The organism is Streptomyces sp. NPDC127117, assembly GCF_042677325.1.
Taxonomy (GTDB): domain Bacteria; phylum Actinomycetota; class Actinomycetes; order Streptomycetales; family Streptomycetaceae; genus Streptomyces.
The window spans coordinates 46,475-72,694 of sequence record NZ_JBHXTM010000016.1 but is presented as its reverse complement, the minus strand read 5'-3'; the positions used below and the strand labels follow the sequence as shown (position 1 = coordinate 72,694).

Annotated in this window: 25 protein-coding genes and 1 pseudogene; 13 read left to right on the top strand and 13 right to left on the bottom strand. The window is 70.0% G+C overall.

Translation table 11 applies throughout. From position 1 onward, the window contains the following. Positions 1 to 66 precede the first annotated feature (66 nt). Complete coding sequence (locus tag ACFVH0_RS16465; protein WP_385820693.1) at positions 67 to 1,260, top strand: helix-turn-helix domain-containing protein; 1,194 nt, start codon at positions 67 to 69, stop codon at positions 1,258 to 1,260. Between the two features lie 138 nt (positions 1,261 to 1,398). Here ACFVH0_RS16465 and ACFVH0_RS16460 read toward each other — a convergent pair whose 3' ends face one another. Then, positions 1,399 to 2,199, bottom strand: coding sequence for an AraC family transcriptional regulator (locus ACFVH0_RS16460; RefSeq protein ID WP_385820691.1), 801 nt, complete (start codon positions 2,197 to 2,199; stop codon positions 1,399 to 1,401). A 162-nt stretch (positions 2,200 to 2,361) separates the two neighbouring features. Between ACFVH0_RS16460 and ACFVH0_RS16455 the strand changes: the two genes are divergently transcribed. Then, the gene (locus ACFVH0_RS16455; protein WP_385820689.1) at positions 2,362 to 3,834 is read left to right on the top strand and encodes an MFS transporter; all 1,473 of its coding nucleotides are present in this window, start codon (positions 2,362 to 2,364) and stop codon (positions 3,832 to 3,834) included. A 431-nt stretch (positions 3,835 to 4,265) separates the two neighbouring features. Here ACFVH0_RS16455 and ACFVH0_RS16450 read toward each other — a convergent pair whose 3' ends face one another. From ACFVH0_RS16450 to ACFVH0_RS16440, 3 genes are all read right to left on the bottom strand, one after another. Continuing rightward, positions 4,266 to 5,942 (bottom strand): hypothetical protein, encoded by a 1,677-nt coding sequence (locus ACFVH0_RS16450; protein WP_385820687.1) that lies wholly within the window; start codon positions 5,940 to 5,942, stop codon positions 4,266 to 4,268. Beyond that, positions 5,939 to 6,628 carry an ATP-binding cassette domain-containing protein gene (locus tag ACFVH0_RS16445; RefSeq protein WP_385820685.1) on the bottom strand — a complete coding sequence of 230 codons (690 nt, stop codon included), beginning with the start codon at positions 6,626 to 6,628 and terminating at the stop codon, positions 5,939 to 5,941. Before ACFVH0_RS16445 ends, ACFVH0_RS16450 begins: the two co-directional genes overlap by 4 nt. Positions 6,629 to 6,733: 105 nt before the next feature. Further along, entirely contained in the window at positions 6,734 to 7,222 is a 489-nt protein-coding gene (locus tag ACFVH0_RS16440) for a MarR family transcriptional regulator (protein WP_385820683.1), read from the bottom strand. A 103-nt stretch (positions 7,223 to 7,325) separates the two neighbouring features. Here ACFVH0_RS16440 and ACFVH0_RS16435 point away from each other — a divergent pair, with 103 nt between their 5' ends. Beyond that, positions 7,326 to 7,709 carry a hypothetical protein gene (locus tag ACFVH0_RS16435; protein ID WP_385820681.1) on the top strand — a complete coding sequence of 128 codons (384 nt, stop codon included), beginning with the start codon at positions 7,326 to 7,328 and terminating at the stop codon, positions 7,707 to 7,709. 65 nt (positions 7,710 to 7,774) lie between these two features. Here the strand turns inward: ACFVH0_RS16435 and ACFVH0_RS16430 are convergent. The 4 genes and pseudogenes from ACFVH0_RS16430 to ACFVH0_RS16415 all read right to left on the bottom strand — a co-directional run. Then, a pseudogene (locus ACFVH0_RS16430) lies at positions 7,775 to 7,899 on the bottom strand (transposase); the annotation flags it as partial. A 44-nt stretch (positions 7,900 to 7,943) separates the two neighbouring features. Next, positions 7,944 to 8,429 (bottom strand): hypothetical protein, encoded by a 486-nt coding sequence (locus tag ACFVH0_RS16425; RefSeq protein ID WP_385820679.1) that lies wholly within the window; start codon positions 8,427 to 8,429, stop codon positions 7,944 to 7,946. Beyond that, positions 8,426 to 9,259 carry an NAD(P)H-binding protein gene (locus ACFVH0_RS16420; RefSeq protein ID WP_385820677.1) on the bottom strand — a complete coding sequence of 278 codons (834 nt, stop codon included), beginning with the start codon at positions 9,257 to 9,259 and terminating at the stop codon, positions 8,426 to 8,428. The genes ACFVH0_RS16425 and ACFVH0_RS16420 overlap by 4 nt, the downstream gene beginning before the upstream one ends. 156 nt (positions 9,260 to 9,415) lie before the next feature. After that, positions 9,416 to 9,784, bottom strand: coding sequence for a hypothetical protein (locus ACFVH0_RS16415; protein WP_385820675.1), 369 nt, complete (start codon positions 9,782 to 9,784; stop codon positions 9,416 to 9,418). A gap of 195 nt (positions 9,785 to 9,979) precedes the next feature. On the opposite strand from ACFVH0_RS16415, the gene ACFVH0_RS16410 reads away from it, so the two are divergent. From ACFVH0_RS16410 to ACFVH0_RS16375, 8 genes are all read left to right on the top strand, one after another. After that, complete coding sequence (locus tag ACFVH0_RS16410) at positions 9,980 to 10,135, top strand: hypothetical protein (RefSeq protein WP_385820673.1); 156 nt, start codon at positions 9,980 to 9,982, stop codon at positions 10,133 to 10,135. Positions 10,136 to 10,364: 229 nt separating this feature from the next. Further along, positions 10,365 to 11,501 carry an aminotransferase class V-fold PLP-dependent enzyme gene (locus tag ACFVH0_RS16405; protein WP_385820671.1) on the top strand — a complete coding sequence of 379 codons (1,137 nt, stop codon included), beginning with the start codon at positions 10,365 to 10,367 and terminating at the stop codon, positions 11,499 to 11,501. Beyond that, positions 11,486 to 12,814, top strand: a complete 1,329-nt coding sequence (locus ACFVH0_RS16400; protein WP_385820669.1) for an extracellular solute-binding protein — start codon at positions 11,486 to 11,488, stop codon at positions 12,812 to 12,814. Before ACFVH0_RS16405 ends, ACFVH0_RS16400 begins: the two co-directional genes overlap by 16 nt. 5 nt (positions 12,815 to 12,819) lie before the next feature. Continuing rightward, a complete protein-coding gene (locus ACFVH0_RS16395) occupies positions 12,820 to 13,779 on the top strand; it encodes a carbohydrate ABC transporter permease (protein WP_385820667.1) in 960 nt (319 codons plus the stop codon). Continuing rightward, positions 13,776 to 14,591 carry a carbohydrate ABC transporter permease gene (locus ACFVH0_RS16390; RefSeq protein WP_385820665.1) on the top strand — a complete coding sequence of 272 codons (816 nt, stop codon included), beginning with the start codon at positions 13,776 to 13,778 and terminating at the stop codon, positions 14,589 to 14,591. The genes ACFVH0_RS16395 and ACFVH0_RS16390 overlap by 4 nt, the downstream gene beginning before the upstream one ends. A gap of 5 nt (positions 14,592 to 14,596) precedes the next feature. Continuing rightward, on the top strand, positions 14,597 to 16,513 hold the full coding sequence (locus ACFVH0_RS16385) for a glycoside hydrolase family 36 protein (protein ID WP_385820663.1): 1,917 nt from the start codon (positions 14,597 to 14,599) through the stop codon (positions 16,511 to 16,513). 58 nt (positions 16,514 to 16,571) lie between these two features. Then, on the top strand, positions 16,572 to 17,600 hold the full coding sequence (locus ACFVH0_RS16380; RefSeq protein ID WP_385820661.1) for a LacI family DNA-binding transcriptional regulator: 1,029 nt from the start codon (positions 16,572 to 16,574) through the stop codon (positions 17,598 to 17,600). 105 nt (positions 17,601 to 17,705) lie between these two features. Continuing rightward, the gene (locus ACFVH0_RS16375) at positions 17,706 to 18,233 is read left to right on the top strand and encodes a GNAT family N-acetyltransferase (protein ID WP_385820659.1); all 528 of its coding nucleotides are present in this window, start codon (positions 17,706 to 17,708) and stop codon (positions 18,231 to 18,233) included. A gap of 333 nt (positions 18,234 to 18,566) precedes the next feature. On the opposite strand, the gene ACFVH0_RS16370 is transcribed toward ACFVH0_RS16375, so the two are convergent. Together ACFVH0_RS16370 and ACFVH0_RS16365 are read right to left on the bottom strand one after the other, a co-directional pair. Continuing rightward, the gene (locus ACFVH0_RS16370) at positions 18,567 to 20,018 is read right to left on the bottom strand and encodes an amidase (protein ID WP_385820657.1); all 1,452 of its coding nucleotides are present in this window, start codon (positions 20,016 to 20,018) and stop codon (positions 18,567 to 18,569) included. Between the two features lie 469 nt (positions 20,019 to 20,487). Continuing rightward, positions 20,488 to 21,438, bottom strand: a complete 951-nt coding sequence (locus tag ACFVH0_RS16365; protein ID WP_385820655.1) for an SDR family NAD(P)-dependent oxidoreductase — start codon at positions 21,436 to 21,438, stop codon at positions 20,488 to 20,490. Between the two features lie 162 nt (positions 21,439 to 21,600). Here ACFVH0_RS16365 and ACFVH0_RS16360 point away from each other — a divergent pair, with 162 nt between their 5' ends. Beyond that, positions 21,601 to 22,761: a class I SAM-dependent methyltransferase gene (locus ACFVH0_RS16360; protein ID WP_385820653.1), complete on the top strand. Its 1,161-nt coding sequence runs from the start codon at positions 21,601 to 21,603 to the stop codon at positions 22,759 to 22,761. On the opposite strand, the gene ACFVH0_RS16355 is transcribed toward ACFVH0_RS16360, so the two are convergent. Both ACFVH0_RS16355 and ACFVH0_RS16350 read right to left on the bottom strand, forming a co-directional pair. Further along, on the bottom strand, positions 22,714 to 23,223 hold the full coding sequence (locus ACFVH0_RS16355) for a GNAT family N-acetyltransferase (RefSeq protein ID WP_385820651.1): 510 nt from the start codon (positions 23,221 to 23,223) through the stop codon (positions 22,714 to 22,716). The genes ACFVH0_RS16360 and ACFVH0_RS16355 overlap by 48 nt on opposite strands. Positions 23,224 to 23,385: 162 nt before the next feature. Beyond that, the gene (locus ACFVH0_RS16350) at positions 23,386 to 24,369 is read right to left on the bottom strand and encodes a threonine/serine dehydratase (RefSeq protein ID WP_385820649.1); all 984 of its coding nucleotides are present in this window, start codon (positions 24,367 to 24,369) and stop codon (positions 23,386 to 23,388) included. Positions 24,370 to 25,201: 832 nt separating this feature from the next. Here ACFVH0_RS16350 and ACFVH0_RS16345 point away from each other — a divergent pair. Then, entirely contained in the window at positions 25,202 to 25,327 is a 126-nt protein-coding gene (locus tag ACFVH0_RS16345) for a hypothetical protein (protein ID WP_385820647.1), read from the top strand. 126 nt (positions 25,328 to 25,453) lie between these two features. Here the strand turns inward: ACFVH0_RS16345 and ACFVH0_RS16340 are convergent, their stop codons facing one another. Continuing rightward, a complete protein-coding gene (locus ACFVH0_RS16340) occupies positions 25,454 to 26,113 on the bottom strand; it encodes an MSMEG_1061 family FMN-dependent PPOX-type flavoprotein (protein WP_385820645.1) in 660 nt (219 codons plus the stop codon). Positions 26,114 to 26,220 lie beyond the last annotated feature (107 nt).

Below are 26,220 nucleotides of genomic sequence, written 5' to 3'. Positions count from 1 at the left end.
GTACTCGCCCGGTGGCTATTCGCCGGGGATTGAATAGCGGCCGCAAGGCTCCGTACGCTGGCGGGTATGGATCCGGCGGACAGCGCGGCAGGGACGGTCCCGGCAGGGAGATCGACCAGCACGCGTCTGCCGCCGGGCGACTTCGGCGTCGTCCTGGCCACACTCCGGGCACGTCGGGGGTGGAGCGTGCGCGAGTTCGCCCGGCGTGCGAACGTGTCCGAAGGGCAGATCTGCAATCTGGAGAGCGGGCTGCGCAACCCGACGCCCGCTGTGGCGGCGGCATGCGACGCGGCCTTCGGCACCGGCGGGGAACTCGTCGAGCTGGCCGGGGCCGGCCGCCGCGGTGCCCGGGCCGAGAGCGTCGTCGAGGCCGGCCCCGTGGTCGCCGGATACGAGCGGGTCCTGTGGGAGCTGAAGGACATCGGCAGATCCACCGGACCGAGGTTCGTGACCGCTTCGATGAAGTCGATCACGCGGATCCTGACGGACGCCGGCCCGCAGGCCGTTGGCGAGCAGCGTGCCGAGATCTGGCTGCTGGCCTCAAGGTTCGCCGAATACACGGGGTGGATGGCACAAGAGGCGGGAAATCCCGCGGAGGCGCTGCGCTGGACGAATCTCGCTGTCCGCTGGGGCGCACACGGCGGGGACGAAACGGTGGCCGCGTATGCCCTGGTCCGCAAGGCGTTCATCGCCCAGCACCGCGGTGACACCTGTGCGGCGATCGGATTCGCCGACCAGGCGGCCGGGCACCCGGCGGCCAACCCGGTGATCCGTGCGCACGCCGCGCGCCGCGCGGCCCAGGGGCATGCGCGCCGTGGCGATGCGGGGGCCTGCCGGGAGGCACTGGAGCGGTTCAGAAGCCACGCCGCCGAGGCCATCGGCGACCGGAGCCCTCACTGGGGCCCGCGCACCGAGAACGGCAGCCCTCGGCTCATCGAGGCGTCCTGCATGCTCAGCCTCCGTCGCTTCGAGGTGGCCGCCGACCTTTTCGCCACCGAGCGCCGGCGTCGGCCGACCGTCCCGGCGGACAGCAACTCCCGGGCCCGCTTGGCGGTTCGGCGGGCGACAGCACTGGCCGGTGTCGGCCGCCTCGACGACGCCTGTCAGATCGTCGAGGCCGCGCTGCCCGTGATCAAGCGCATCGACTCGGCCACCGTCCGCGCGGAGCTGGGCCGTTTCGTGGAACAGGCCCGGACCCGGAGAGCCAGCCCGGGCCAACTCGCCCTCATCGACGCATCGGCCGCCCTCGCGACCGGCTGACGGACGCTGTTCGCCGGCCGGGAGCCGGGCAGCCGGGAGCGCTGACGGCCTCGGCTCGGCTGCTCGGGTCTGCGTCCGCAGGCGGTCGTGGCGGGGCGCCGGGCTCCCCCGTTCCCCAGGGGCCGAGCCCCGCAGTGGTCATTCATCGGCGGCGCTCGTAGCAGACGCCTCGAACGAAGCGTCGCCATTGAGGTAGCGTCCCGGGGAAGTGCCGACGGTTCGCCGGAACGCCGCGAGGAAGGCACTCGGTGTCGCGTATCCCACGGTGTGTGCGACCCGGGAGACGGGCTGGCCCTCGGCGAGCAGGGGAAGCGCGGCACGCAACCGCACCTGGGTACGCCAGCGGTCGAAGTGCATGCCGGTGTCATGGGCGAACAGCCGGGTCAGGGTGCGTCGGCTCACCCCGATGGCCCGTGCGTGCGCCTCAAGGCTCCGTGAGTCCGCAGGGTTGGCGAGCAGTGCGTCGGCCACGGCGCGCACGCGGTCGTCGGTGGGGTGCGGGACATCGATGGGGGTGGCCGGCAAGGGCCGCAGCAGATCCAGGACGACTGCCTCAACCCTCAGCCGAGGGTCATCATGGAGGTCCTCGCGGCTGAGGTGGGCGATGAGGTGGGCCAGCAGCCCGTCGACGCCGACCGGCGTGGGGTCCGCCCAGTCCAGGTCGCATCTGTCTGGTTCGAAGTAGAGGCTGCACAGCACCGCCTCGCGGGTCGCGCCGGTCCGGTGGACCACCCCCGCGGGCAACCACAGCGCCCGTGTGGGTGGCAGGACCCAGTAGGCGCCGTCGACGGCGACGCCGAGCACACCGCGCCGAGCCCAGACCAACTGGTGCTGTGGGTGGCTGTGCGGGATGAACCACTGGCCGTACGCCAACGGGAAGTTCCCGACGACGATCGCGCCCACTCCGGGCGGGACGGCTCCCACGACGGCCTTGGTCATGGCCACCAGCCTATGGCCTCAATGCGATACGGCGTGGCCTGGTAGCGCATCGCGGTCGGCGCAGCCGGTGCATAGCGTCATTCGCATGCCGATCAATCACCCACCGCGCCACGGGCGCTACCACCGTTCGCAGGGGCTGCTCACAAGGACAGGACGCCCGGTATGACATCGGTACCAACCACAGCCGCTGCCAATGCCCTTGGGCGCCGCGGACCGGCCCTGGTGGTGCTGTGCTTCGTACAGTTCATGCTCGTCCTGGACGACAACGTGGTGAGCGTGGCGCTCCCCAGCATGCGGGAGGATCTCGGCTTCAGCACCGCAGGCCTGGCCTGGGTCGTCAACGCCTACTTTCTCGCCTTCGGCGGGCTGTTGCTCCTGTTCGGCCGCATGGCAGACCTGCTGGGCCGCAGGCGCGTCTTCCTGACCGGTGTGGCGCTGTTCGGTGCGGCGAGCCTGGTCTGCGGGCTCGCGCAGGAGCCCTGGCAGCTCGTGGCCGGACGGTTCGTCCAGGGCGCGGGCGCGGCCATGGCCGGCCCGGCCGCGCTGGCACTGATCACGCTGCTGTTCCCCGGTACCGAGGAGCGCGCCAGGGCGTTCGGCATCTGGGGTGGCATCGCGGGTCTGGGCGGCACGATGGGCCTGGTCATCTCCGGCGCGCTGACCGGCCTTGCGTCCTGGCGCTGGATCTTCCTGATCAACCTGCCGGTGGCCCTGGCGGCCGTTGTGCTGCTCCCGCGCCTGGTTCCCGAGAGCCGGGCCGGGCGCGCGGTGCGCCTCGATGTACCCGGTGCGGTACTCGGCACCGGTGCCCTGGTGTCCCTGGTCTACGGACTGCTCCGGGCCGGGGAGTCGGGCTGGGGCGACACGGCGGCTGTCGGGCCCCTGGTTCTTTCCGTGTTCCTGGCCGTCGCCTTCGTCGCGGCCGAGGCACGGACCGCCGAGCCGCTGGTGCCGTTGTCGTTCCTGGCCTTCCGCATCCGCGCCGTGGCCAATGGGACGACCCTGCTGTTCTCCGCCGCCATGTACGCGATGGCCTTCCTGCTGATGGTGCACCTGCAGACCGTGCTGGGCTACCGCCCGCTCACGGCCGGCCTCGCCTACCTGCCGTACGGTGCCGGCATCCTCGCGGGCATGTGGCTTTCCTCCCGAGCGGTGGTCAGGCTCGGCATGCGCCCGGCCCTCGTCATGTCCTTCCTGATCAGCGCGGCCGGACTGCTGCTGCTGTCCGGCGTGGCACCGCGCGACGGCTACGCCTCCGGAGTGCTGCCCGGCATGCTCGTCACGAGCCTCGGATGCGGACTGAGTCTGCCCGCCCTGACCGTCGCCGCGCTCACCCGCACCACCGAGGAGAACGCCGGACTCGGCTCGGCCGTCCTGAGCTCCGTTCAACAGGTCGGCGGCGCCGTGGGGGTGGCGGTGCTGGTCGCTCTGGCTTCGCGCCGCAGCGACGCCCTGGCGGCACAGGACGCCCCCCTGCACGCCGCGACGGAAGGCTTCTCACTCGCGCTCACCGTCGCTGCCGCGCTCCTCGCGCTCGGCGCTGTCCTCATAGGCACCTTGCTCGGGAAGAGCCACCGCCCGGAAGATGCGCTCGACGCCGCGGAAGCTCCAGCCAAGCAGGCAAACCGTAAGTAGCCACCACTTCGCTCAACCTCTATCGGTACGTGCCGCGTCGAAGGAGGCGCATTTCCGCCTCCGCCGATCTGGTCGGAGGCGACGGTTGGGGACACGCCGGCCCAGCTGGTGGTGGCCACCGGGACCGCCCGGTGGCCCTGCCCGCCGGCCCGGTCGCAGAACTGCTCGGCCATGCCGTCGGGCGGTGCCTCCCCGCTGGGCCGGATGCCCGCTCCGCTGGGCCGGCCGGTCCGGGGATCCGCGCGTCTCGGCCCCGTCCCGATGCCCTCCTCGTCCCCCGCCACTGGGCGTGGGACAGTCGGCGCCGCCGACCGCCGTCCCGCCGGCCGGGGCTTCACCCCGCTCGTACGGATGGTGTGCACGGCGCAGGCGAACCCGGCCAGGCGATCGACGCGTCAGAACCGGCATGGGGATCGACGCCCGATATGGCGCTACTCGGTCTTCAGCCGATGCGCCGTACGCCGTGCCCACCACGCGCCGGCAGCGGCCACCAATGCCTGCCACAGCAGCTGCGGGAAGCTCCAGGACTGCCCACGTGCCACCGTGAGACAGACCGGCAGCAGCAAGCAGATCGCCACGAGCGGACCGCGTCCGTACCAGAGGACAGCCTGCCACGGGCCGGTGTTGCCCATCGGCGTGTCCGCCCCCATGAGCAGATGTATCGGCATGACCCCGCGGTACGAGCTCACCAACGCGGCCGTGACGAGCCCGGGCACGCACGCGGTCAGAGACGCCATCAAGCCGACCGGAGCTCCGGCCAAGACGCACACGGCCGCTCCCGCGGCAACGCCAACCAGCAACACTGCCAGCGGAACGACGGCGTGCAGAAGTGCCAGCGCGCGAAAGCTCCACCCCAGGTTGGTCGAGCGGCGGACATCATCGCTCTCCAGCCGCGCCGGCTCAGTCAGCTGAGCGGCTGCCAAGTAGAGCGCCAAAAGGGAACCGAGAACAGCCAGCAGCTGCGACGTGGCCACGAGGGAGGAGGCGCTGGACGCTCCGCCGAGCGCGAGCACAAGCCACACAAGCGCCCAGCCGAGCCGGGAGGGATGGCGCAGCAGGCAGCTGAGATCGCGCCAAGGGACCAGCAGACTCGCGTGCCGGGGTATGGGCAGTCTCATCAGCGGTACAGAACGCCGCGCCCGCAAGGCAGGCACTCCCGATCTGGCCTGCCGCAGGTCGAGCATGAGTACCGAGGCTCCCACCCGCGCGGCAACGGTCGCCCGGAGTCGCAGTGCGGACTGCGGAATCCTGGGAAGCTCCCGCACACTCAGCAGCAGACCGAGTACCGCGGCACACAAGGACAGCACCGATCCGACGGCCGCTTGCGGACCCACAACTCCCAACGCCCACAGCAGGGGTTGAGCGGACCATCCCCACGGGCCGGACCAGAGCAGCACCTGCGCGAGCCAGCGGATCTCCCACCCGCGCCAGGACAGGACGGTGACGACGGCCGCAGCCACAGCCACGGCCCAGCCGGCTGCGAAGAGGGCGCCGGCTCGTCGTGCCAGGGCTACGGCATACCGTTCCACCAGTGTGCCTGCCGCGCACGACACGAGAGCCGCACAGACGCCCGATACCGCTCCCGCGGCAGCCAGCAGGGTCCACGGGCGGGCCGAGATGTCCTGCAGCAAGAAGCCGGCGAGGGCGCCGACGGCCGCGCCGATTACGGACCACAGGACGGCGGAGGCCCGCAGTCTGGGCAGCAGCAGGGCGCGGCGGCCGACCCTTGAGGGCAGCAGCAGATGGACGGTGGGCCCGTCCAGGACCACCGGTCCCCGCCACATCGCCCCACGGGCCGAAAGAAGCAGCACGAGAAACAGGACCGTGGGCACGAGGAACAGCGACACCTCGGAGGCGAGATCCGACATCCGGGCCGCGGAACCGTCCGCCTGCACCGTTCGTGACCAGACGATCAGGGCCGGCACACCCCAGAAGCCACCGACCAGGACGATCGTGTAGAGAACGAACCAGAAGCTCCGGCGCTGCTCCTCACGCGAGGACGAGCGGGCCTTGTGCAGGAACCGCAGCGCCTCGGACGCCGAGTCCTCGGCCATCGCGGCGGGGGCGGTGTTGGGTCGCGGTGGCGCCGCCCTGCTCGGCCGGCTCATCGGCCCGACTCGCGGTCCACCTCGGCCATGGTTCCGGATCCGAGCTCCACGATGTGGTCGGCCGCGTCGTTCAGTACCTGGTGATGGGTGGCCATCAGGACCGCCGTACCACTGTCGCGGTGGGCGGCGATCAACTCCGCCAACTGCCGCCGGGCACTGGAGTCGAGACGCTGTTCCGGCTCGTCCAGGATGAGCAGGTCGTGCGGCCTGACGAAGGCGGCCGCCAGCAGCAGTGCCTGGGTCTGCCCGGAGGAAAGCGCGGACGGCACCTGGCTCGCCTGGGCTTCGAGGCGGTGTGCCGTGAGCACCCGCTCCACCGCGGCCTCAGCAGCGTCCCCCATGCCGTGAGAGAGCGCTACCAGCTGCAGGTGCTCGCGTACAGTCAGGTCTGGGTAGAAGGCACCTATATCCATGGCGGACGCCACGCGCCTGCGAACCTCGGAAGAGTCCTCATCGATGGGGTGCCCGTCGAACAACACGGACCCCTCAGTGGGAGTGTCGCGTCCTGCGGCGATGCGCAGCAGCGTGCTCTTCCCGGATCCGTTCTCCCCGACCAGTGAGACGCATTCCCCCCGGTTCAGGCGAAGACTCACGCCGTCGAGCACGACGCGGTCGCCGTACGTCCGCGCAACATCGTTCAGTTCTAGCAAAGGCGCACTCCGGGCCTCGGCTGTGAGTTGATTCATTGTGCGGTTGTCCCTCGTTGGCTCAGCCGATGGCTGCTTGGACGGTGTCCTGTGTGGTGCGTCGGATGTTCGCTGCCCGTGAGCGGCGATGACCGTGGGCTCGGCTCAGCCTTGATCCGCACCGTCGACCGCGGCTTCGTACGCGAGCAGTGTGTCGACGAACAACTCTCGCTGATCCGGTGTCAGCGGGGCCAACGCCTTGCGCCAGGCAGCCGCACCCGGGGCAAGCCAGGCAGTGATCGCGGGTTGCTGGTCGGCCGCGATGCCGATGATCCGACGGCGTCGGTCCGCCTCGTCCTCACGCCGTTCCAGGATTCCCTTCCGGCTCAGGTCGCCGACCAGCAGGCTCACCGTCGTCGGCGCGACCTGCAGCCGGGCCGCCAGTTCGTTCACGGTCATCGGCCCGTCGAAGAGCAGGTAGGAGAGCAGGGAGAGGTGACGTGGCGCCAGCGCGAAGGACTGCAGCGCCTCGGGCACAGGGATCTTCTTGACTCTGCCGACCATCCGGGGCATGAGCAGCAACAGTGCCCGGACGGCGTCATCGACCTCGTTCTCGCCGCCTTCTACGGCATCGTGCGCTCCATGCCTTGACATCGCACACCCCTCTCCATTTACCTTTGCCATCAAAGGTGTTTTGCTTTGCCTGCAAAGAGAACCCCCTCTCATCGTACGTAACGGCCTGAACGGAGTTGCCACCATGCCGCACTTCAGCGTGCACATCCGCGAAGAAGCCCTCGACGGGACGGTAGAACCGAAGCTGATCAGCGCCCTGACCGACGCGGTCGGTACCGTCTACGGCAAGGAGTTCCGCCGCCTTGTGGGGGTGGATCTGATCGGCGTCCCACAGCACCGTCGGGGCATCGGCGGCAACCCGACCGACAACGATGCACCTCTCGTCACCCTCAGCATGCGCGAGGCGGCGTACCACCTCCCCGAGGTCCCTGACGCTCCCGCCCGCCTGGTCGCCACCACCACCGACGCGATGGCCGTCGTACTCGGCGAGGCCGTGCGCAAGCAGGTCATTGTCACGATCGTCGGCGTCCCCGACGGCCGCACCGGAGTCGCCGGAACGGTGGCCTGACGCGCGTGCGCAGGCCGGGGCCGCCCCGTACCGGCCTGCGCACACACGCCCGCCTCGAAAAGGCTCAACCGCCACAACACCCCATTGATCACCCGCCGGTGATCCCGCCACGGCCGTCCACGTCCATCAGCACCCGCCAAAAGGGCGATATCCGTTCCCATGCCGCATCCGTCAACTCAACACGACCCACCGCAAGATCAATGATCAGACACGGCCCAGGGCGTTTCTTCTGGATCACCCTGCTGACCGGATGACGATGGCGGCGACGTGGCGGGCGGCGAGGCAGTTGGTTTCGGCCTTGTCGTAGGCGGTGGAAACCCTGCGGGAATGAGCAACGCGACATGGGATCCCCTGGCAGCGACATCCCTCCCGGAAGTGCGGCGCCGCGTGGTCATCATGGACGACCTCGCCGGGGTCGAACCGGTGCAGGTCGACTTCGTGGGACGCGGCACAGGCCTTGGGGCGCGCCCCGGGGGCCCTGTGGCCCCCCGAGCAGCCGGACGTGAAAGGCCGGGCACCTTTGCTGTGGCCGGCGATGCCCGCAAATGCGTGATGATTTCCCGAAAGCTGCATCCGTGCCGAACGGATCGCCGAGCGGCAATCCGTTCGATCCTCATGCTCGATGATCGGTACGGATACAGCTTCTGAGTACGGATCAAACGTACTCAGGCTCAGGTTCAGGTTCAGGTTGAGGTTGAGGTTGAGGTTCAGGCGATTCAACGGAAGGCGTTGGCGTTCTCTGAAGCCCACTGCTGAAACGGGCGGGCCGGCGCTCCTATGACCTGTGAAACCGTGTCGCGCACCATCCGCAACTCGTCGTTCACGTCTCCACCCGAGACATCGAGCACCGCGTCCGCGGCCTCCACCCCGAAGACCGCGGCCATCCGTGTGCGGGCCTCCCGGCGGCTGATCTCGGCGAAGGGAACCTCCCTGCCCAGTGCTGCCGCGATGGCCTCGACCTGCTGCCGGGCAGTCACCGGCTCCGGACCGGTCAAGGCATATGTGTGCCCCTGGTGACCGGCCTCGGTCAGCGCCACCCGTGCCACCGACGCGATGTCCGCAGGGTGGATGGTTGGCAGTGCGATGTCCGCATGCGGTGCGCGAACGGTCTCGTGGCCACGGATGGAAGCCGCCCACATCAGGGCGTTCGAGGCGAACTGCGTCGGCCGCAGGATCGTCCAGGCCATGCCGCTCGCCCTGAGCAGTTGCTCCACCGCCAGGTTCTCGCCGGCAGGGCCGAGGCGGGGGTGGGTCTGGACGGTAATCGACGAAACCAGTACGACGTGCTTCACACCCGCCTGGCGGGCATGTCCGAGAATGTCGGCGTCCGAGCCCAGACGCGACACAAGAAACAGCGAGCGCACCCCGTCCAGCGCGGACTTCAACGACGCCGGCTCCGCGAGGTCGCCCTCCACGGCCTCGACCCCCTCGGGGAAGACGGCCCGTGCGGCATTACGGGTGAGACCTCTGAGCGGCCCGACACCGCGGGCGTGCAGTTCCCCCAGCAGGGCACTGCCTATGTTTCCGGTGGCTCCGGTCACGAGGATCATGAGCGTGTTTCCCGTCGTCAGATGATCAGCCGGACGACACGCTAGAACCTCAATCATGCTTCAGGTCAAGGGATCCCTTGGCCGTGCGCGCTGCTGGGCACGTTCGTTCTCGTGTACGCCGACACCGGGCCCCGAATCCGCCAGCAGCAAAATGTGTCACGGGGTACGGCGTCGCGCCAGCCGTCTGCCCCGGTACGGACCGAACCCGGCGTGGGCGAGGGCGAGCAGCGTGACGGCCGCCGGCAGCACCGGCGTCGTTGTGACGTGACCGAGGAGTGTGAGGACGTATGGGGTGAACATGCCGAGGTACGCCGCCGTCCAGAACCGGGCCGTCCAGCCGGCGATTTGATGGGGCGGGGCGAGGGTTGCGGTCCGGGTGAGGCCGTAGGTGAGGGCCAGTCCGTAGCCCGCGCCGAGAACGATCGCGGCGAGGAGGGCAAGGAGCTCGTTCTCGTGGGAGAGCACCCATCTCGCGGTGCGGGCCGGTGACGGCAACCCGGAGGTGCGAATCTTCCGAGCGCTCACGACGGCCCTCACTAAGGTCCTGGGACCGGAAATCAACTCCCGTCCGCTGGGCCCCGGTCGACGAGTGCGTCGCCCGGGACTCCGGTCGTTCCGCCCCGCCCTTCTCCCACTCGGCCCGCTTCTCGACGCTGCGGAGCCGGGGGTGCCCCGCGGAAGCGGAGCGTCGTCGTCGACACCATCGGCCTCCTGCTCGCGGTGCCGGCCGCCACGGCGAGCGTGCAGGACTCCGTGGCCGGCACCCGGCTCTTCGAGCAGGTCTTCGCCGGACACCCCGGCATCAGCAGGATCCGGGACGACGGCGGCGGCTTCCGGGGGAAGTACCGCAGGACGGCGGCGCCCGGCTTTCGTTGAAGTTGAAGCGGAGCCCGTGCCGGTGAACCGCCCGCCCGCCCCCGCCCGTCGCCGGCTCACCGGAAAGCAGTTGCGCTGAACCTCTTGCCGGGTCGACCTGATCTCCCTAATCTGAACCTTCAAATCCCGAGGAAGTACGTACAGCAAGCTGCGTTAGGGCAATTTTTTGAACGATCAAATCCATCAGGCACCCGAAGCAACCACCCCCGCGGCTCCTGCTCGCGGTCCGATGCCGGGCTACCTCGACTACGCCAGGGTCGGCCCCCTCTCCCGCCCGGTCGCCGCCGCGCTCGCCGACGCGACCGGGCTCGCCGCCCGCGTCGACCCCGCCGACCTCGACCGTCTGTTCGCCCTCAGCGGCGCCGCCCTGGCCTCGGCGGCCCGGCTGCTCGACGCCCGTCCGCACGAAATCGCCCTCGCCCCGTCCACCAGCAACGGCCTGTTCACCGTGGCCGCCGCGCTCCACGGCCCCGGCACCGTCCTGGTGCCCCGTGGCGAGTTCCCCGCCAACCTCTACCCCTGGCTCCGCTTCGCCGGCCGTGGTGGCCCCGCCGTCCGACTCGTCGACCCGGCCGGGCAGCGGCACATCACACCCGACCTCCTGCGCCGCCATCTCACTCCCGATGTCACCGCCCTCACCGTCAGCGCCGTCGACTCGCTCACCGGCCACCTGGCACCGCTCGCCGCCCTCAAGGAGGTCCTCGGGCCCGGCCGGCTGCTGATCGTGGACGCCATCCAGGGCCTGGGTGCCGTCGCACTCGAAGCGGATGCCGCCGACATCCTCGTCAGCGGCGGCCAGAAGTGGCTACGGGCCGGCTGGGGAGCCGCACTGCTGCTGATCCGCGACCGGTGCGCCGAGCGCCTGACTCCCGGGCTCGGCGGCTGGGCCGGCGTCGCGGAGCCCTTCGCGCCGCGGCATCCGGCGCCGCCGCTGCCCGGGGCCGCCGCCCACCTCGCCACCAACCCGGACTTCCCGGCCGCCGCGGCCATCGGCGCAGCCATCGACGACCTGTTCGACCAGGGCGGCCCTGCCGCCGTCGGCACTCGTATCCGCGCCACCCTCGCCGACCTGCTCGACCGCGCACGGCAGGCCGGCGCCGATGTCCTGCTGGACGGACTCGGCCCCCACGAGCGCGCCGGTATCGGCACCTTCCGCCTGCCCGGCCACGACCCCGCCGCCGTCCACCGCGCCCTTGAGGCGGCCGGCCTGATCACCACCCGCCGCGACGAGTGGATCCGGCTGTCTCCCCACACCTCCACCCCGGGCGCCGCGGCGGACCTGCTCGCCGAGGCGCTGCACTCCTTCACCCGCCCCTCGTCCCACTCCACGCCCCACTCCCAGGAGCCCATATGTCCCACCAACTGAGCCGCCGCCGACTGCTTCAGCTCGCCACCGCCTCCGTCGCCGGACTCGGCCTCACCGCCTGCGGTGACAACGGATCGGGCAGCGCCGGAGGCGACGGCGACAACGGCAGGATCACCGTCTGGAGCTGGACCACTGCGGCCGAGGGCCTGCGCAGCGTCGTCCCCTCCTTCGAGCGGGACAACCCCGGCATCAAGGTCGACGTCCAGGACGTCGGCAACCCGGCCATCTGGGACAAGATCACCGTCGGGCTCGCCTCGGGCGGCAAGGGCCTCGCGGACGTCCTGCACATCGGCGTCGACTACCTGCCCGGTTACCTGGACAAGTTCCCCGACGGCATCGCCGACCTGTCCAGGCTCGGCGCCGACAAGTACAAGGACGCCTTCGCCAAGGGTCTGTGGCCGACCGTCATGGGCAAGGACAAGGCCGCGCACGCCCTCCCGTGGGAGGTCAACCCGCTCGGTCTCTTCTATCGGCACGACCACTTCGAGAAGGCCGGTGTCGACCCCGCCGACATCAGCGACTGGGACGACATGATCGCCGCGGGTTCGAAGATCCTCGACGCCGCCGGTGTCCGGTTGCTCGGGCTCGACAAGACCGGCGCCACCCAGGACATGGACTTCTTCCAGAACCTGATGCAACTCCAGGACGTCTTCTACTTCGACCAGGACGGGAAGATCACGCTCGCCTCCCCGGCCGCCGTCAAGTCCCTCACCATCATCAAGCGGCTCAACGACGCCGGCCTGATCGCCGACACCGCGGGCCAGGGCGCCGAGAAGCGCCTGCTCAGCCAGGGGAAGCTCGCCACCTACGCGGAGGCGGCCTGGGCCGTGGAGTATCTGGCCTCCACGTTCCCCGGGCAGAAGGGGAAGTGGCGCTCCATGCAGCCGCCCGCCGCCGTTCCCGGGGGCAAGCGCAACGCCATCGTCAACTCCACGTACCTGGCCGTCTCCGGCTCCAGTACACGCCGCAAGGCGGCCTGGCAGTTCATCGAGTACGCGCTCACCAATCCCACCCGGATCAACCGGATGTTCACCTCCGGCGGCGTCTTCCCCGCCCTCCAGGCGGCGTACGACGACCCGAAGTTCAGCGCGCCGCACCCCTTCTACGGCGGCCAGAAGGTGCTGAAGCCCTTCGTCGAATCGCTCTCCGCCGACGCCCGGGCCACCAACTTCACCGGCGACTACGCCCGCGCTCTCAAGTTCGCCAGCGACGCCCAGAGCCAGGTGCTGCTCAAGGGCGCCGACCCGGCCGACGCCCTCAAGAAGGCCGCCGAGCAGCTTGCCCAGCAGACCGGTCGGCAGCAGGCGGTCTGACCACCATGTCCCTCGCCCCGTCCGAACACGCTCCCGCCACCGCCGCCACCCCGGCCGGCCGCGGCACCACCGACCGGCCCGGCCGCACCCGCGCGGGCCGACGCCGGCTGCTGACCCGCACCTCCGTCCCGTACCTGCTGATCATGCCCGCCGTGCTGGGCTTCGCGATCTTCAAGGCGTACCCCATCGTCGCCTCGCTCTGGATCAGCCTCACCACCGGCAACGGCGCCGGTCGGCACTTCACCGGGCTCGACAACTACCAGCGCCTGCTGAACGACCCGCTGTTCTGGACCGCGTTGAAGAACACCGCGCTGATCCTGGTCGTCCAGGTGCCGCTGATGCTCGGCCTCGCCCTGCTCATCGCCCTCGGCCTCAACTCCACCAAGGTCTGGCTGCGCCCGCTCTGGCGGCTGGGCGTCTTCGTCCCCTCGCTGACCGGTCTGGTCGCCGCGGGCGTGATGTTCTCCGTGATCCTCAATCGCGACGCCGGACTGCTGAACTGGGTCCTCTCCCTGTTCGGCATCGACCGGGTGAACTGGCTCGGCAGCCCCTTCTGGGCCCGCGTCGGCGTCGTCCTCGTCATCACCTGGCACTACACCGGCTACAACGCGGTGATCTACCTCGCCGGCCTGCAGGGCATTCCCCAGGAGCTGTACGAGGCCGCGAAGGTCGACGGAGCGGGACCGATCCGCCGCTTCGTCTCGATCACCCTTCCCCAGCTGCGCCCGATCCTGCTCCTCACCGTGGTGCTCTCCACCATCGGCACCCTGCAGCTCTTCGACGAGCCGTACGTCCTCACCGGCGGCGGCCCCGACAACGCCACCTTGACGGTCACCATGTACCTCTACAACAACGGCTTCAAATACTTCGACTTCGGCTACGCCTCGGCTCTCGCCTACGCACTCGCGCTGATCGTGGCCGTGCTCGGCTTCCTGCAGGTCCGCCTGATGGGAGAGCGCAAGTGAAGCGCCGCAGGCTCCTCCTCACCCTCCTTCTCGCGGGCGCCTTCGGGCTCTGCGTCGGTCCGTTCTACTGGCTCGCCATGGCCGCCACGCAGGAGAACAGCGACGTGTTCTCCTGGCCGCCGAAGCTGCTGCCCGGCGGTCACCTCATGGAGAACCTCCAGGGGCTCCAGGATTCCATCGGGCTCACCCGCGTCCTGTTCAACACCGTGCTGGTGGCGGGCGTGCAGACGATCGGCGCGGTCGTCGTCTCGGTCCTCGCGGGCTACGCCTTCGCCAAGTTCGAGTTCCGCGGTCGCAATCTGTTCTTCGTCCTGCTGCTCAGCACCCTCGTCCTCCCCGACACGGTGATGCTCATCCCGATCTTCGAGATGATGATGAAGCTGGGCCTGATCGACTCCTACCAGTCCGTCATCCTCCCCGGCCTGGTCACCCCGTTCGGCATCTTCCTGATGCGGCAGGCACTGCGCTCCATGCCCGACGAACTCCTGGACGCGGCCCGCGTCGACGGCGCCGGCGAACTGCGGGTGCTGTGGCGGATCGTCATCCCGGTCAACCGGCCGGTCATCGCGGCGCTCGCACTGTTCGTCTTCCTCGGCGGCTGGAACCAGTTCGTCTGGCCGCTGATCGCGCTGCGCAGCCCCGACATGTACACGCTGCCCGTGGCCACCGCCACCCTGCAGGGCCTTGCGACCACCAACTACGCGCAGGTCCTGCTCGCCGCAGCCATCGCCGCCGTCCCCGTGATGGCCCTCTTCCTCGTCCTGCAACGCCAGTTCATCTCCGGCCTCCTGGCCGGGGCCACCAAGGAGTGACCATCGTGACCACCGACCCGCGCCCCGCCGACGAGCCCGCCGAGAGCCCGCAGGCGCTCACCGAGCCGGTTTCCGCCCCGCAGGACGCCACCCCGCAGCAGCCCGTCCCGGCCTGGCACCCGAACACGCCGGCCGTGACGGCCCCCGGCACCGTGGTCCACCGGCAGCTCGCCACCGGACTGCTCCACTGTGCCGGCGCCCCGCTCACCGTCCACCTCACCGGGCTCGGCTGCGACCGGCTGGAGACCGCCGTCACCCCGGTCGGCGACGGCGTGGCCCTGATCGAGGTATCGGCGTCGGCCGCGGCCACCGTCCGCGCCGAATGGCGGATCCCCTGCATGGGGGCCACCGCCTACTGGACCCCGGACACCAACGCCTCCCGCTGGCTGCCGCCGTCCTGGATCGCCCCCCGGACCGTCTCGCTCGCGCTGGGCGCCCCCGTCGCCAGTCTGGTCGGCGCCGACGACCGCGCTCTGTGCACCGCCGCCGCCGGCGAGACCTCCGCACCCGTGCGCGTCGGCGCCGGAGTGGTGGAGGAGAGCGGCGAGTTCGCCTTCGCCGTCGAGCAGGACCTCACCCCGGACGGTCCGCCGCTGCGGCTGCGGATCGACCTCAGCGGCCGCCACTTCGCCGCCACCCTGCAGGCCGTCACCGCCTGGTGGGCCGAGGGCCTGGACCACCCCGGCACCGCCCCTGCCGCCCGGATGCCCGCCTACTCCACCTGGTACAGCCTCCACCAGAACGTCGACGCCGCTGCCGTCGAACGCCAGGCCGCACTCGCCGCGGCCGTCGGCTGCGAGAGCATCATCGTCGACGACGGCTGGCAGACCACCGACCGCGCCCGCGGCTACGGCCACTGCGGCGACTGGGAGCCCAACCCGGCGGCCTTCCCCGACCCCTCGGCCCACGTCGCCGAGGTCCACCGTCTCGGCCTCGCCTACCTCCTCTGGTACGCATTGCCGTTCATCGGCCGGCACAACGACGCCTGGGACCGCTTCCAGGGCATGATCCTGCGCGAGGAACCCCACCTGGACGCGGCCGTGCTCGACCCCCGCCACCCCGAGGTCCGCGCCTACCTGGTCGAGAAGGTCTCCCGCGCCGTCGAGCAGTGGGACATGGACGGTCTGAAGCTCGACTTCATCGACCGCTTCGCCGTCACCGACCCGCCGCCCGCCCCGGCCGGCGCCGACCGCACCGCCGTCCACGAGGGCGTGCTCCAGTTGCTCGCCGACCTCGACACCCGCCTGCGCCGCACCCGGCCGGACGTGATCGTCGAGCACCGCCAGCCGTACGTCAGCCCCGGGCTGTGGCCGTACGCCACCATGGTCCGCGCCACCGACTGCCCGCTCAGCCCCGCCGAGAACCGCCAGCGCACCGTCGACTGCCGGCTCACCGCGGGCCCGCTCGCCGTCCACGCCGACATGATCATGTGGAACTCCGCCGAGCCGCCCGAGTCCGTCGCCGTCCACCTCGTCAACGCTCTGTTCTCGGTGCCGCAGATCTCCGTCGACCTCGCGGCCCAGAGCCCCGATCAGCTCGCCACCCTGCGCTTCTGGCTCGGTGTCTTCCGCCGGTACGCCGATGTCCTCCAACTCGGCGTCCTGGAGCCCGTGCGACCGGACCTCGGCTACCCCCTGGTCCGCGCCCGCGACCACCACACCACCGTGGTCGCACGTTACGCGCCACTGCCCGTCGCCCTCCCGGACCGGCACGTCGCGGACGGCCCGCAGACCCTGCTCGTCGCCAACGCGGACGGCGACCCCGTGGTGCTCCTGACCGCCACCCGACCGGAACGGACCCTCGCCCTCGTCCAGGACTGCCGTGGTGAGATCCTGTCGGAGACCGTGCTCGACCTCGTCGCCGGTGTGAACTCGGTGACCGTGCCGACCGGTGGCCTGCTCACCCTGACCCGCGAGCACTGACGAACGAGGCCGGGGGGCGGCCACCCGCCGCCCCCAGCCCGCCGACCACAGAGGAACGATGACCGCTCGACAGGTGACCATCGAGGACGTCGCACAAGCGGCCGGAGTCTCCCGCCAGACCGTCTCGAACGCCCTCAACGCGCCCCACCGGCTGCGCGCCACCACCCTCGCCCGGGTCACCGCCGCCATCGACGAACTCGGCTACCAGCCCGACCAGTCCGCCCGCAGCCTGCGCACCGGCACCCGCAAGGTCATCGGCTATCCCGCCCCCGCCGACAACCCCGCCGACCCCAACCCTCTGATGGGCGGCTTCCTCCAGGCGCTGGTGACCGCCGCCGACGCCGTCGGCCACCGCATCCTGGTGTTCCGCTCCGACCCCCAGCAGGGCGCCGGAGCGGTCGCCAGGTCCTTCAACGGCCTGATCGCGGCCCGCCAGGTCGACGGGTTCGTCCTCTCCGACGTCGTCCACGACGACCCCCGCGTCGACGTGCTCACCGAGGCAGGCTTCCCGTTCGCCGCCTTCGGCCGCACCGCCCCCGGCCGCCCGCAGAACTGGGTGGACATCGACTCCACGGCCGCTACCGCCGCCCTGGCCACACTCCTGCTCGACCAGGGCCACCGCCGGATCTGCTACCTCAACTCCGCCGCGTCCCTGCCCTGGCTCGCCGACCGCAGGGCCGGCTTCCTGCAAGCCGCGGCCGCCGCCCCCGACGGCGCCTTCGAGGTCGGCGTCCCCGACGACGATCCGGCCGCGCTCTCCCACGCCGTCCAGCGCCTGCTCACCGGCCCCGACCGCCCGACCGCCCTCGTCTGCGCGAACGACTGGCTCGCCCTGACCGCCTACCAGGCCGTCCGCGCCGCGGGCCTCGTCGTCGGCGACGACGTCGCCGTCACCGGCTTCAACGACATCCCGCTCTGCACGCTGCTCCAGCCCGCGCTCACCAGCGCGCGCCTGCCCCTGGCCGCCATCGCCCACGCCCTCGTCGACCGGCTGATCACCGCCGTCGAGGACCCCGCCGCAGTCCCGGCGAGCGGGCTGCTGCTTCCCGCGGAGCCGGTCGTACGCGGCAGCACGCCGGGGCGGTAGCGGCGGCCACCGCCCGTCACACCGACTCGGCGGCCTCGCGCGGCGGGGCCGAAGCCGAGAAGAGCCGTGCGAGGTGCTCGCATGGCATCGTCGAGGAAGGCCGCCATGACCCACGTGATCGAAGCCCCCCACACCGAGGACGCCGAGTCCCTGGGGCTCGTGCAGTTGAGGGCCTGGCTGCAGACGTATCCCAACGAGAAGGCAGGGATAGACGAGAGATGGATACGTGAGCACCGCGGCTACTCCGCCACCGCGGAAGGGATCGCTCAGTGGCGGACGTTCATAGTGGCAGCGAAGCAACAGCCGGACCTGCTGTTCTGCCGCGTCGTCCGCTCCGATACGGAGATCGTCGGTTTCCTCTGCGGCCGCCGGGACGATGGGGTCGTCCTCGGGCCGATGTATCTGCTGAACGAGGCCCAGGGCAAAGGTGTCGGGGGGCGGATGATGAGCGAATTCCTCGCCTGGGCGGGAAGCGCGCCCATGCGCCTGTGGGTCACGGAGTACAACGAGCGCGCGGTCCACTTCTACGAGCGCTACGGATTCAAGACCACGGGTGAACGAGAGATCTGGCGAGGAAGGCTGCCCAACGTGCGCATGATCCGCGACTCCGAGCCGAGTGACAACCTCAGCTGAGCCGCCCGGTTCCGGACTCGCCGCGACGCCACGTTCCGCACGACTTGCCACCCGGGTGGGCCACCGGTCGCGCCTCGCTCCTGGGGCGGGACGCGGCGGCGTCCGGGGTGGCCAGGCGCCCACGACATCGCCTCAAGGCGTGCAGAGCGCGTCCTGCCGTCGGCACCGACCGCTTCTCGGTGCCGGCCCGCCTGACCGTTTCCACGGATCGCCTCCGCTCGCGCGCAGAGCACACGCCTCTTGCCACTCCAGAACTCGCGCACCTCGGCTCACCTCGGCTCACCTCAGCTCACCCGGAGAGCACCGTCCTCGACGGATGCCCCGTCTTACGCCCTACTTCGGCGCCTGGAAGCCGCCGATCTTCTGTTCGAGCAGCTCGGCCAGCCGCAGTGGGGTGCGGTCTTCGAACATCGGACCGATGAGCTGCACTCCCACCGGCAGTCCCTCGGGGGATGGGCCCGTTGGTATGGCGGTGGCGGGCAGACCGGGCATGGTCGCCAGACCGGCCCAGACGAGCTGGTCGAAGTACGGGTACTCGACGCCGTCGATGTCGATCCGGCGTTCCCTCGGATCGGGGTTGTGGTCGTGCGAGAACGCGGGAGTGGGGGTGATGGGACACACCACGGCATCGAACTCCGCGAAGAGCTGCCGCCAGCCGTAGCGGTGAAGCTCCCGACGGCTGTTCGCCTCGATCCAGTCTCGGTGGCTGAAGACCATCCCGCGCAGCCGCGTCGCATCGAGACTCTGGTCGTCCGCCCCCAGTTGGGCGGCGCGGTCCTGCAGCTGCTCGAATGCCTCGACGGGAAAACGTGCAACTGATCCCGAGAACAGCAACAGCGTGTAGAGCAGGGCGGCTTCGGTCAGATCGGGCAGGAGCGAACTGTGCCGTTCGACGCCGGCGCCACCGTCGACGAGCGCGTCGGCCACCCGGTTCACACCCGCCCGCACAGCGGCCCCGGTCGGAATGAGCGGATGCTCGTCGAGAACCAGGACCCGGAAGTCACTGAGCCGGTCGTGACGCGCCGGCGGCAGCGTTACGTCATGCGCCACACCGAGCGTCAGCGGGTCCGGTCCGGCCATGACGTCGAGCAGCAGCATGAGGTCGCGGGCGGAGCGCGCCATCGGACCGACGACAGCGAGGTCAAGTTCGGTCGGCAGGGCCAACGCGCCCGGCGCCACCATGCCGCGGGTCGCCGCGAGCCCCAGGGTCGGCTTGTGCGCGTAGACACCGCAGAAGTGGGCGGGTGTGCGCAGCGAGCCGGCGAGGTCGGAGCCGATGGACAGCGCGCCGAATCCGGACGCCAGGGCAGCGGCCGATCCGCCGGAGGACCCGCCTGACGTGCGACCGTGATGCCACGGGTTGTTGGTGGTGCCGTATAGCTCGTTGAAGCTCTGAATATCTTGTAGCCCTACGGGCACATTCGTCTTGCCGAGCACCACCGCGCCTGCGGCCTTGAGCCGGGACACCTGCACCGCGTCCTCGGCCGGCAGGTAGTTCCGGTGTAGTGGCATGCCCCAGGTCGTGGCCAGGCCGGCGATGTTGTAGGACTCCTTGACCGTCACAGGAATGCCGAGCAGCGGCCGGTCCTCACCGCGGGCGCGCGCCTCGTCGGCACGCCGCGCTGCGACCCGTGCACGGTCGAAGTCGGGCACACAGATCGCGTTGATCGCCTCGTCGTCCTTCTCGATACAGGCGATTGTCTCGTCGGTCAGGTCCGCCGAGGTCACTTCACCAGCCCGCAAGGCAGTCGCGAGGTCTTCGGCTGTCAGAAAATTCCGTTCCATGAATCGGACGGTACGGGGCCCTGGGAGAAGTCACGAAATGACGTTTCACGCAACCGGGTTGGCGCCTCAGGCCACAGGCAACTCGCCCGGCCCCGGCGATGTCGCGTCGATTTCGATTTCGATGTCGATCCGCGCCGTGCGAAGGCTCCGCTTCACGCAGAACGGAGACCGGCACGGTGGAGTTGACCGCGCGGCCTCTCCGCCCTGCATGAGGCCGCATTGCCACGGTGCCCGCCCTCATCGCGCATTCGCGCCCGGGATCAGCTCGTTGGCCGCGCCGTGCCCACCGGCCGTCGGCGTCGCCCGCCGCCGACCGGATCGGGGCGTCCGCGACCGGCTCCGCGATCCGGCTGCTTCCCGCGGCATCCTCGAACTCGGCGGCCTCTCCCCCGTGTTCGGGCCGTCGTGCTGCACACCCCAGGTGGCCGGGAACTGGTCGGCAACCTGTCAGCAGACATGCGTGCCCGAGCTATCCGGAGATGATGCTGGGATCGGCGCCGATCAGATCGCAGCTTGCGTCCCACAGCCGCGCCGCGGCCCAAGGGTCGGCGAGGTGGTTCCACACGGGTTCACGTCGGGGCTCGCCGCGCAGGCCGAAGACACGTGGGCCCCATAGTTCGCCTCCGTGCACAGCTGGGTCGAGCACTGCTCGGACAGCGGACCATGCGCCGGCGTGCTTGCCCTGGACGAGGAGGGCCGCAGGTGCCGCGCTCAGCCGTGCGCCGTTCGTTCGCACATGGACCGGTGGCCGTGACGGGGTGAGGGAGTCCAGCGCGCCGCCGGGATGGACCACCACGCTCGCCACCGTGCTGCGGGCAACGCGCAGGCGGCGGTCGAGTTCGATGCCGAAGTACATCTGTGCCAACTTGGAGCGTCCGTAGGTGCGCTTGGGCCGGTAGTCCTTCCAGGACTGCAGGTCGTCCAGGTCGAGCCGCTCGGACTTCGCAGCGAAGCTGCCCATGGTCACAACGCGGGCTGCCGGCGCAGCCGACAGCAGTGGTATCAGCCACTGGGTCAAGGCGAAGTGCCCGAGGTGGTTCGTGCCGAACATGAGCTCGTGACCGTCCCCGGTCTCCTTGCGCGGGGGGTCGTCAAGCGCGACGCCGGCGTTGTGGACCACCGCGTCGAGGTGCTCCACCTCCAGCGATTCCACCGCTGCTTCGAGCGACGAGAGGTCGGCGAGGTCCAGCCGTACGGCCCGCACCCGTGCGCCGGGAACACGCGCACGGATCGAGGCAGTGGCGACCTCGGCCTTGGCGGGATTCCGGCTGCCGATTACGACGGTGGCTCCGGTTGCGGACAACTGCTCCGCGATGAAGTACCCGATGCCGGCGTTGCCGCCGGTGACCAGGAAGACGCGGCCATCAGCGGCGGGCAGCCGTTGGACATTCCAGGACGGGGTTGAGGATGTGGACGACATGGCGACAGGGTTCCTTGCTGTTGAAGGCGGCTGCGGCTGCTCCCTTGGGCAACGCGACACCCACGGTTCCAGCGTCCACCGACACATCGCCCATGGATCACCGACAGTCCCGCCGGACAGCCGACATCCCGCCGACGCGGAAGCAATTGTCAAGACCTGTGGATGGCCGCGGTGATCGAACTGGGATCGGCTGCGGTTCTTGGTCAGCCGCAGAGGGCGGCAATGGACTGGAACGCCTGGCATGGCAAGTACGACGCAGCGGGCTCCTGGATGGCACGGAGGCTGCGGACCGTTCAATCGCAGACCCGGGCTGCCGTGGACGATGCCCCGGCCGGGCAGCTGAAGGTGATCAGCCTGTGCGCCGGGGACGGCCGCGACCTCCTCCATGTCCTGTCCGATCATCCGCGCCGCCACGAGGTGCGGGCGCGGCTTGTCGCATTGGACGCCCGCAACACCGCAGCGGCTTCGGAGACTGCCCGACCGGCAGAGCTGGACCAGGCCGAGGTAGTGACGGGCGACGCCTCACTTGTCGACCACTACCAGGACGTGACCCCCGCGGACCTCGTTCCGGTCTCCGGTGTCTTCGGAAACATCACCGACAACGACATCAAGGGCACCATCGGCGCTTGCAACCGGTTGTGCAAAACCGGTGGCACCGTCATCTGGACCCGCAACCGTGCCGCCCCCGACCGAGCGCCCGTGATCTGCGAGTGGTTCGGCGAGCAGGGTTTCGAACTGCAGTGGCTGTCCGAACCAGGTGCTGGCTACGGGGTCGGTGTGCACCGGTTCACCGGCACGCCTCGCCCCCTGCGTACCGGCACCCGGCTGTTCGAGTTCGTGGGCTACGACGTGCTCCGTCAGCGCGAGACTGCACAATCCGGCTGGCCTCTGTCATGGCAGCCCAACTCCTGCCGGCCGATGGTGGCCGTTGCGGGCCACGTCGTACGCGGCGTGCCGGCCCGAACGGACACTGCGCATGGGATGGAGCGTAGGCGGTGCGGCTTCGCGGCGACCACGGGCATTCAGGACTGGTGCGGATCCGTGGGTGTCAGTGGCGGGGATGGTTGGGATTGTGGGGATGACGATGCCGGCGACGGTCGGCATCCCCAGGACGGCCGTTGTCGGGCGACGGGCGATGAGGCTGTCGAGCTGGGCGAGTTTCTCCTCCGCTCCGGCAAAGCCGGCCTGGAGGCCCTCGACCTCGCCGCACCAGACCGAATGACTCTGCCTTCAGCGCGTTTCACGTGGCTCCCCCGGCGTGCTGCGGATCGCGTCTCAGGTCATGTCGGTGCGAGGGTCGATGGCCCAGTGGTTGGCTCGTAGGACTCGACCGGCGAAGGGCACGTCCTGATCGCCCAGGAACCTGAAACCGAGGGATCGGCAGATCCCGTTCGACGGGACGTTCGTTGCTGCCGGGAATGCATGTATGAGCCCCCACCGGTCGTCGTCGCGAGCCAGGTCGAGCAGCATGCGCACGCCTTGCTTGCCGAGTCCACGTCCCTGGAACTCCGGCAGTACCATCCAGCCGATCTCCGAGATCCACTCGGCGCCGGCGCCGTGGGCCCACAAGGTCACGGTTCCCGCGACCACTCCCGGATCGGCCTCATCGGGCACGATCATCTTTGTCCAGCCCGTGTCCTGCGCAGCCTGTTGAACGTCACGCCGAACCTTCGCCTCCATGCCCTCGCGAGGCAATGGGCCGCCGAGCTGGGCCATCATGACCGGGTCGCATCGCATCCGAACGTAGGCGTCGACGTCGCCGCACTCAACATCACGTAGCAGCATCTGTGTTGCTCCCTCGCCTACTGGCTTCATGCTTCTCCCACGATCATTCCGGGAAGGCCGTTGGACATCGACGTCGTCGCCGGCGGCGGCTGATTTCGGATGCGATGCTCCGTACGGGCGCGGAGGGTGTGGCCGGCACTCTTCGAGGGATCTTTCGAGCGCTTACCAAGACCTGTGGACGGGAGCCGCGCCTACCCAGCGATGGTAGGCGTCCACGTCGACGTTGCTGCCGCACACGATGGTGACCACGTGTCGGCCGGCGAAGCGGTCGCGGTCTTCGAGGACCGCCGCGATGCCGAGCGCGGCCGACGGTTCGACGACGAGGCCGGCGTGGTCGAGGAGCATCCTCATACTGGCGGTGATCGACGCCTCCCGAACCAGGACGGCGTCGTCGGCGACCAGGAGGAGGTCGTCCAGAACGGCTGGAATGGGGCGCCGGCCGGCGACGCCGTCAGCAATGGTGTCGGTCGAGTCGGTGGTGACGACGCGCCGCCTGTGCCACGAGTGTGTCATCGCCGGTGCGCCCAGCGGCTGGACGCAGATCACCTCGACATCGGGTGCCGAGGTCTTCACCACATGACCCACGCCGGTGGCCAGCGCCCCGCCGCCGAGAGCGATCAGGACCGTGTCGAAGGACGGCACGGTGTCCACCAGTTCCAGGCCGATGGTCGCCGCACCCTCGCAGGTCTCGATGTCCAGGCTGTCTTCGAGCAGCCGGATACCGTCGCAGCGCGCGATGGCCGCGGCCCGCTCGCGAGCCATCTCGTGGTCGCCGTCCACCAGTTCCAGCCTGGCGTCCAGTGCGCGGATGCGATCAAGCTTGGCCGCTGTCGCGAAGCGTGATGCCACGACGGTGACGTCGAGTCCCCGGCCACGACCGGACCAGGCGAGGGCTTGGCCGAGATTGCCCGCGCTGGCGCACACCACGGCCCGTGGGCCATTGTCGGCGAGCAGGCTCGCGACTACCTCGGTACCTCGGGCCTTGAAGCTGCGGACCGGGTTCGCCGTTTCGAGCTTGATACTCACCGTGCACCCGAGGTCGGGCTCCAGCGCCTCGCACCGGTACAGCGGAGTGTCGAGAAAAGCCGGGTCGATTACCCGGCGTGCCGCCCGGATCCGAGCAGTGTCGAGGCGCGTCTCCCGCATGGCACAGAAGCGTAGGGCCGCCGACGCTGTTTCGTCAGCAATTGAAGGGTAAGCCGGTTGGTGCATGGTCAGGCGGGTGCGTCTTCCCGGTGTGCGGCCGGGACGCCGTTCCGAGCCGGGCGCGTGCGCCGACCATGCGGTCGTTCACTTGTGGAGTGCTCCGACGCTTCGCCCTGCAAATCCGTGACGTGTGCCGCTGGACCACGACGTCGTGGTCGGAGGACGCTCAGGTTCTTTTCCCGCACTCTCCGACTCGACGTGAGTTGCGTTCCCCGTCGGACCCATCTCTGCGAGCACATGCGGCGCGGGTGCTCAGCTCCCCCTGCCGAGGCTGCGAACCGAACCCGCCACCCGGCTGAGACGCAAGCGCGGAGGCATGGTGCGCGTACGCGACCGAGCAGAACCGCCGCTGGTACCAGCGCAACCCGAACGGCGCGGACGCCATCGCGGGTACGACGAAAGCTGCTGGAACCGCTCGGGAGCGCACGGTCGAGTACCTGCTCTTGGAACGGCTGGAGCAGTTGCGCATGCAGGAGACGGCGCGTGCCGAGCAGGCCGCGCCGTGGACGCTTGCGGATGCGCCCTGTTCTTGTCCGGGACATGGGCTGCCCGAACGCCTACTGCCGGGCTTCACGATGTGGCGGATCTCGACTTCCTCCGGGGCCGGGTTCTCCTGGAGAACGTGCCCTTCTGCCGAACCGGACGTACTGCGGGGCACCGGCTCGCGCCCCCGGCCGGCGTCACCCGCTCCGGCCTGCCCTCAGAACACCATGCCGCTACGTCCTCTCCTCCTGGTCGCACATCGGGCCGGTAGCCGTCGAGATGCCATGCCATGGTCCCGTTGCCGATCGGGCAGTGCCAGGAGGAGTCCCAGGACCTCGGCGGCTTCGCTCTGCTCCTCCAGCACGGTGTCTGGCCGTGCCGGCCCGGGGGTTGGCAGCTCGGCTTCATGACGTGAAAGACGCCCGCGTTCGTCATCGCGTTCGCAGGTCTCCAACGCCGTACGGCGAGCAGTCACACGTACCCATGCCTTTGACTGTGACACGTCGTCCGGCTGGTGGTTCAGCAATCGCAGGGCGGCCCGTTACTCGTACCGGTACTTCAGCGAGTCCGCCTCCGCCTGCTCGATGTCGGCGATCGTCAGCTCCGGCATCCGCAGCTGGGCCAGCGTCACCTCGGCCGAGGTCGGCTGGGCGTCCGCCGGCAGCCACCGCTCCGAATTCCAGGCCCCGCTGCGCAGCAGCGACTTGGGGCAGTGCGGGTAGACCTCCTCGATCCCCAGCACCAGCGCACTGGCCGGCGGCTTGCCCACAGCGGTCAGCTGCGACAGCAGCTCCGGGCGGGTGGAGACGACAGCCCGGCCGTTCACCCGCAGGGTGGTGGTCCGCCCGGGGATGACGAACAGCAGCCCGGCCCGTCCGGTGGCGATGACGTTCTGCAGGGTGTCCAGACGCTTGTTGCCTGTCGCGTCCGGTATCGCCACCGTCCGGGTGTCCAGGACGGCGACGAACCCGGCGGGGCCGCCGCGCGGCGAGACGTCGCAGTTGCCCTCGGCGTCCGCGCTGGCGACCAGAACCAGCGATGAGCATCCGATCAACCGCCGGGTGTGCTCGGTGAGTTCGGTCATCTGCTTGCGCACGGCCGCGGCGCTGGGGAGTCCGTAGGCCCCGCGCAGCGCCTCCTTGTCGGGCACGGCGTCGAGGCGGAGCGAGTCGAAGGCACTGCCGGCGAGGGGTGTGGTCATGCCTCCGACCCTAACGAGCCGACCTGCGAGTGATCCTGGTCGGTGGGGCGGGGGCATCGAGACGCCCGCGCGAGTTGCCTGGTGCGTGGAGATCAACAGGCCCGCAC

What these genes read in the sequence shown, in the direction of transcription:
- ACFVH0_RS16455 (WP_385820689.1), top strand. Translation starts at nt 2,362, where the DNA reads ATGACATCGGTACCAACCACAGCCGCTGCCAATGCCCTTGGGCGCCGC.
- ACFVH0_RS16465 (WP_385820693.1), top strand. Translation starts at nt 67, where the DNA reads ATGGATCCGGCGGACAGCGCGGCAGGGACGGTCCCGGCAGGGAGATCG.
- ACFVH0_RS16340 (WP_385820645.1), bottom strand. Translation starts at nt 26,113, where the DNA reads ATGACCACACCCCTCGCCGGCAGTGCCTTCGACTCGCTCCGCCTCGAC.
- ACFVH0_RS16440 (WP_385820683.1), bottom strand. Translation starts at nt 7,222, where the DNA reads ATGTCAAGGCATGGAGCGCACGATGCCGTAGAAGGCGGCGAGAACGAG.
- ACFVH0_RS16365 (WP_385820655.1), bottom strand. Translation starts at nt 21,438, where the DNA reads ATGTCGTCCACATCCTCAACCCCGTCCTGGAATGTCCAACGGCTGCCC.
- ACFVH0_RS16355 (WP_385820651.1), bottom strand. Translation starts at nt 23,223, where the DNA reads ATGCTGCTACGTGATGTTGAGTGCGGCGACGTCGACGCCTACGTTCGG.
- ACFVH0_RS16435 (WP_385820681.1), top strand. Translation starts at nt 7,326, where the DNA reads ATGCCGCACTTCAGCGTGCACATCCGCGAAGAAGCCCTCGACGGGACG.
- ACFVH0_RS16380 (WP_385820661.1), top strand. Translation starts at nt 16,572, where the DNA reads ATGACCGCTCGACAGGTGACCATCGAGGACGTCGCACAAGCGGCCGGA.
- ACFVH0_RS16405 (WP_385820671.1), top strand. Translation starts at nt 10,365, where the DNA reads ATGCCGGGCTACCTCGACTACGCCAGGGTCGGCCCCCTCTCCCGCCCG.
- ACFVH0_RS16420 (WP_385820677.1), bottom strand. Translation starts at nt 9,259, where the DNA reads ATGATCCTCGTGACCGGAGCCACCGGAAACATAGGCAGTGCCCTGCTG.
- ACFVH0_RS16375 (WP_385820659.1), top strand. Translation starts at nt 17,706, where the DNA reads ATGACCCACGTGATCGAAGCCCCCCACACCGAGGACGCCGAGTCCCTG.
- ACFVH0_RS16370 (WP_385820657.1), bottom strand. Translation starts at nt 20,018, where the DNA reads ATGGAACGGAATTTTCTGACAGCCGAAGACCTCGCGACTGCCTTGCGG.
- ACFVH0_RS16400 (WP_385820669.1), top strand. Translation starts at nt 11,486, where the DNA reads ATGTCCCACCAACTGAGCCGCCGCCGACTGCTTCAGCTCGCCACCGCC.
- ACFVH0_RS16450 (WP_385820687.1), bottom strand. Translation starts at nt 5,942, where the DNA reads ATGAGCCGGCCGAGCAGGGCGGCGCCACCGCGACCCAACACCGCCCCC.
- ACFVH0_RS16360 (WP_385820653.1), top strand. Translation starts at nt 21,601, where the DNA reads ATGGCCGCGGTGATCGAACTGGGATCGGCTGCGGTTCTTGGTCAGCCG.
- ACFVH0_RS16350 (WP_385820649.1), bottom strand. Translation starts at nt 24,369, where the DNA reads ATGCGGGAGACGCGCCTCGACACTGCTCGGATCCGGGCGGCACGCCGG.
- ACFVH0_RS16345 (WP_385820647.1), top strand. Translation starts at nt 25,202, where the DNA reads ATGGTCCCGTTGCCGATCGGGCAGTGCCAGGAGGAGTCCCAGGACCTC.
- ACFVH0_RS16395 (WP_385820667.1), top strand. Translation starts at nt 12,820, where the DNA reads ATGTCCCTCGCCCCGTCCGAACACGCTCCCGCCACCGCCGCCACCCCG.
- ACFVH0_RS16460 (WP_385820691.1), bottom strand. Translation starts at nt 2,199, where the DNA reads ATGACCAAGGCCGTCGTGGGAGCCGTCCCGCCCGGAGTGGGCGCGATC.
- ACFVH0_RS16445 (WP_385820685.1), bottom strand. Translation starts at nt 6,628, where the DNA reads ATGAATCAACTCACAGCCGAGGCCCGGAGTGCGCCTTTGCTAGAACTG.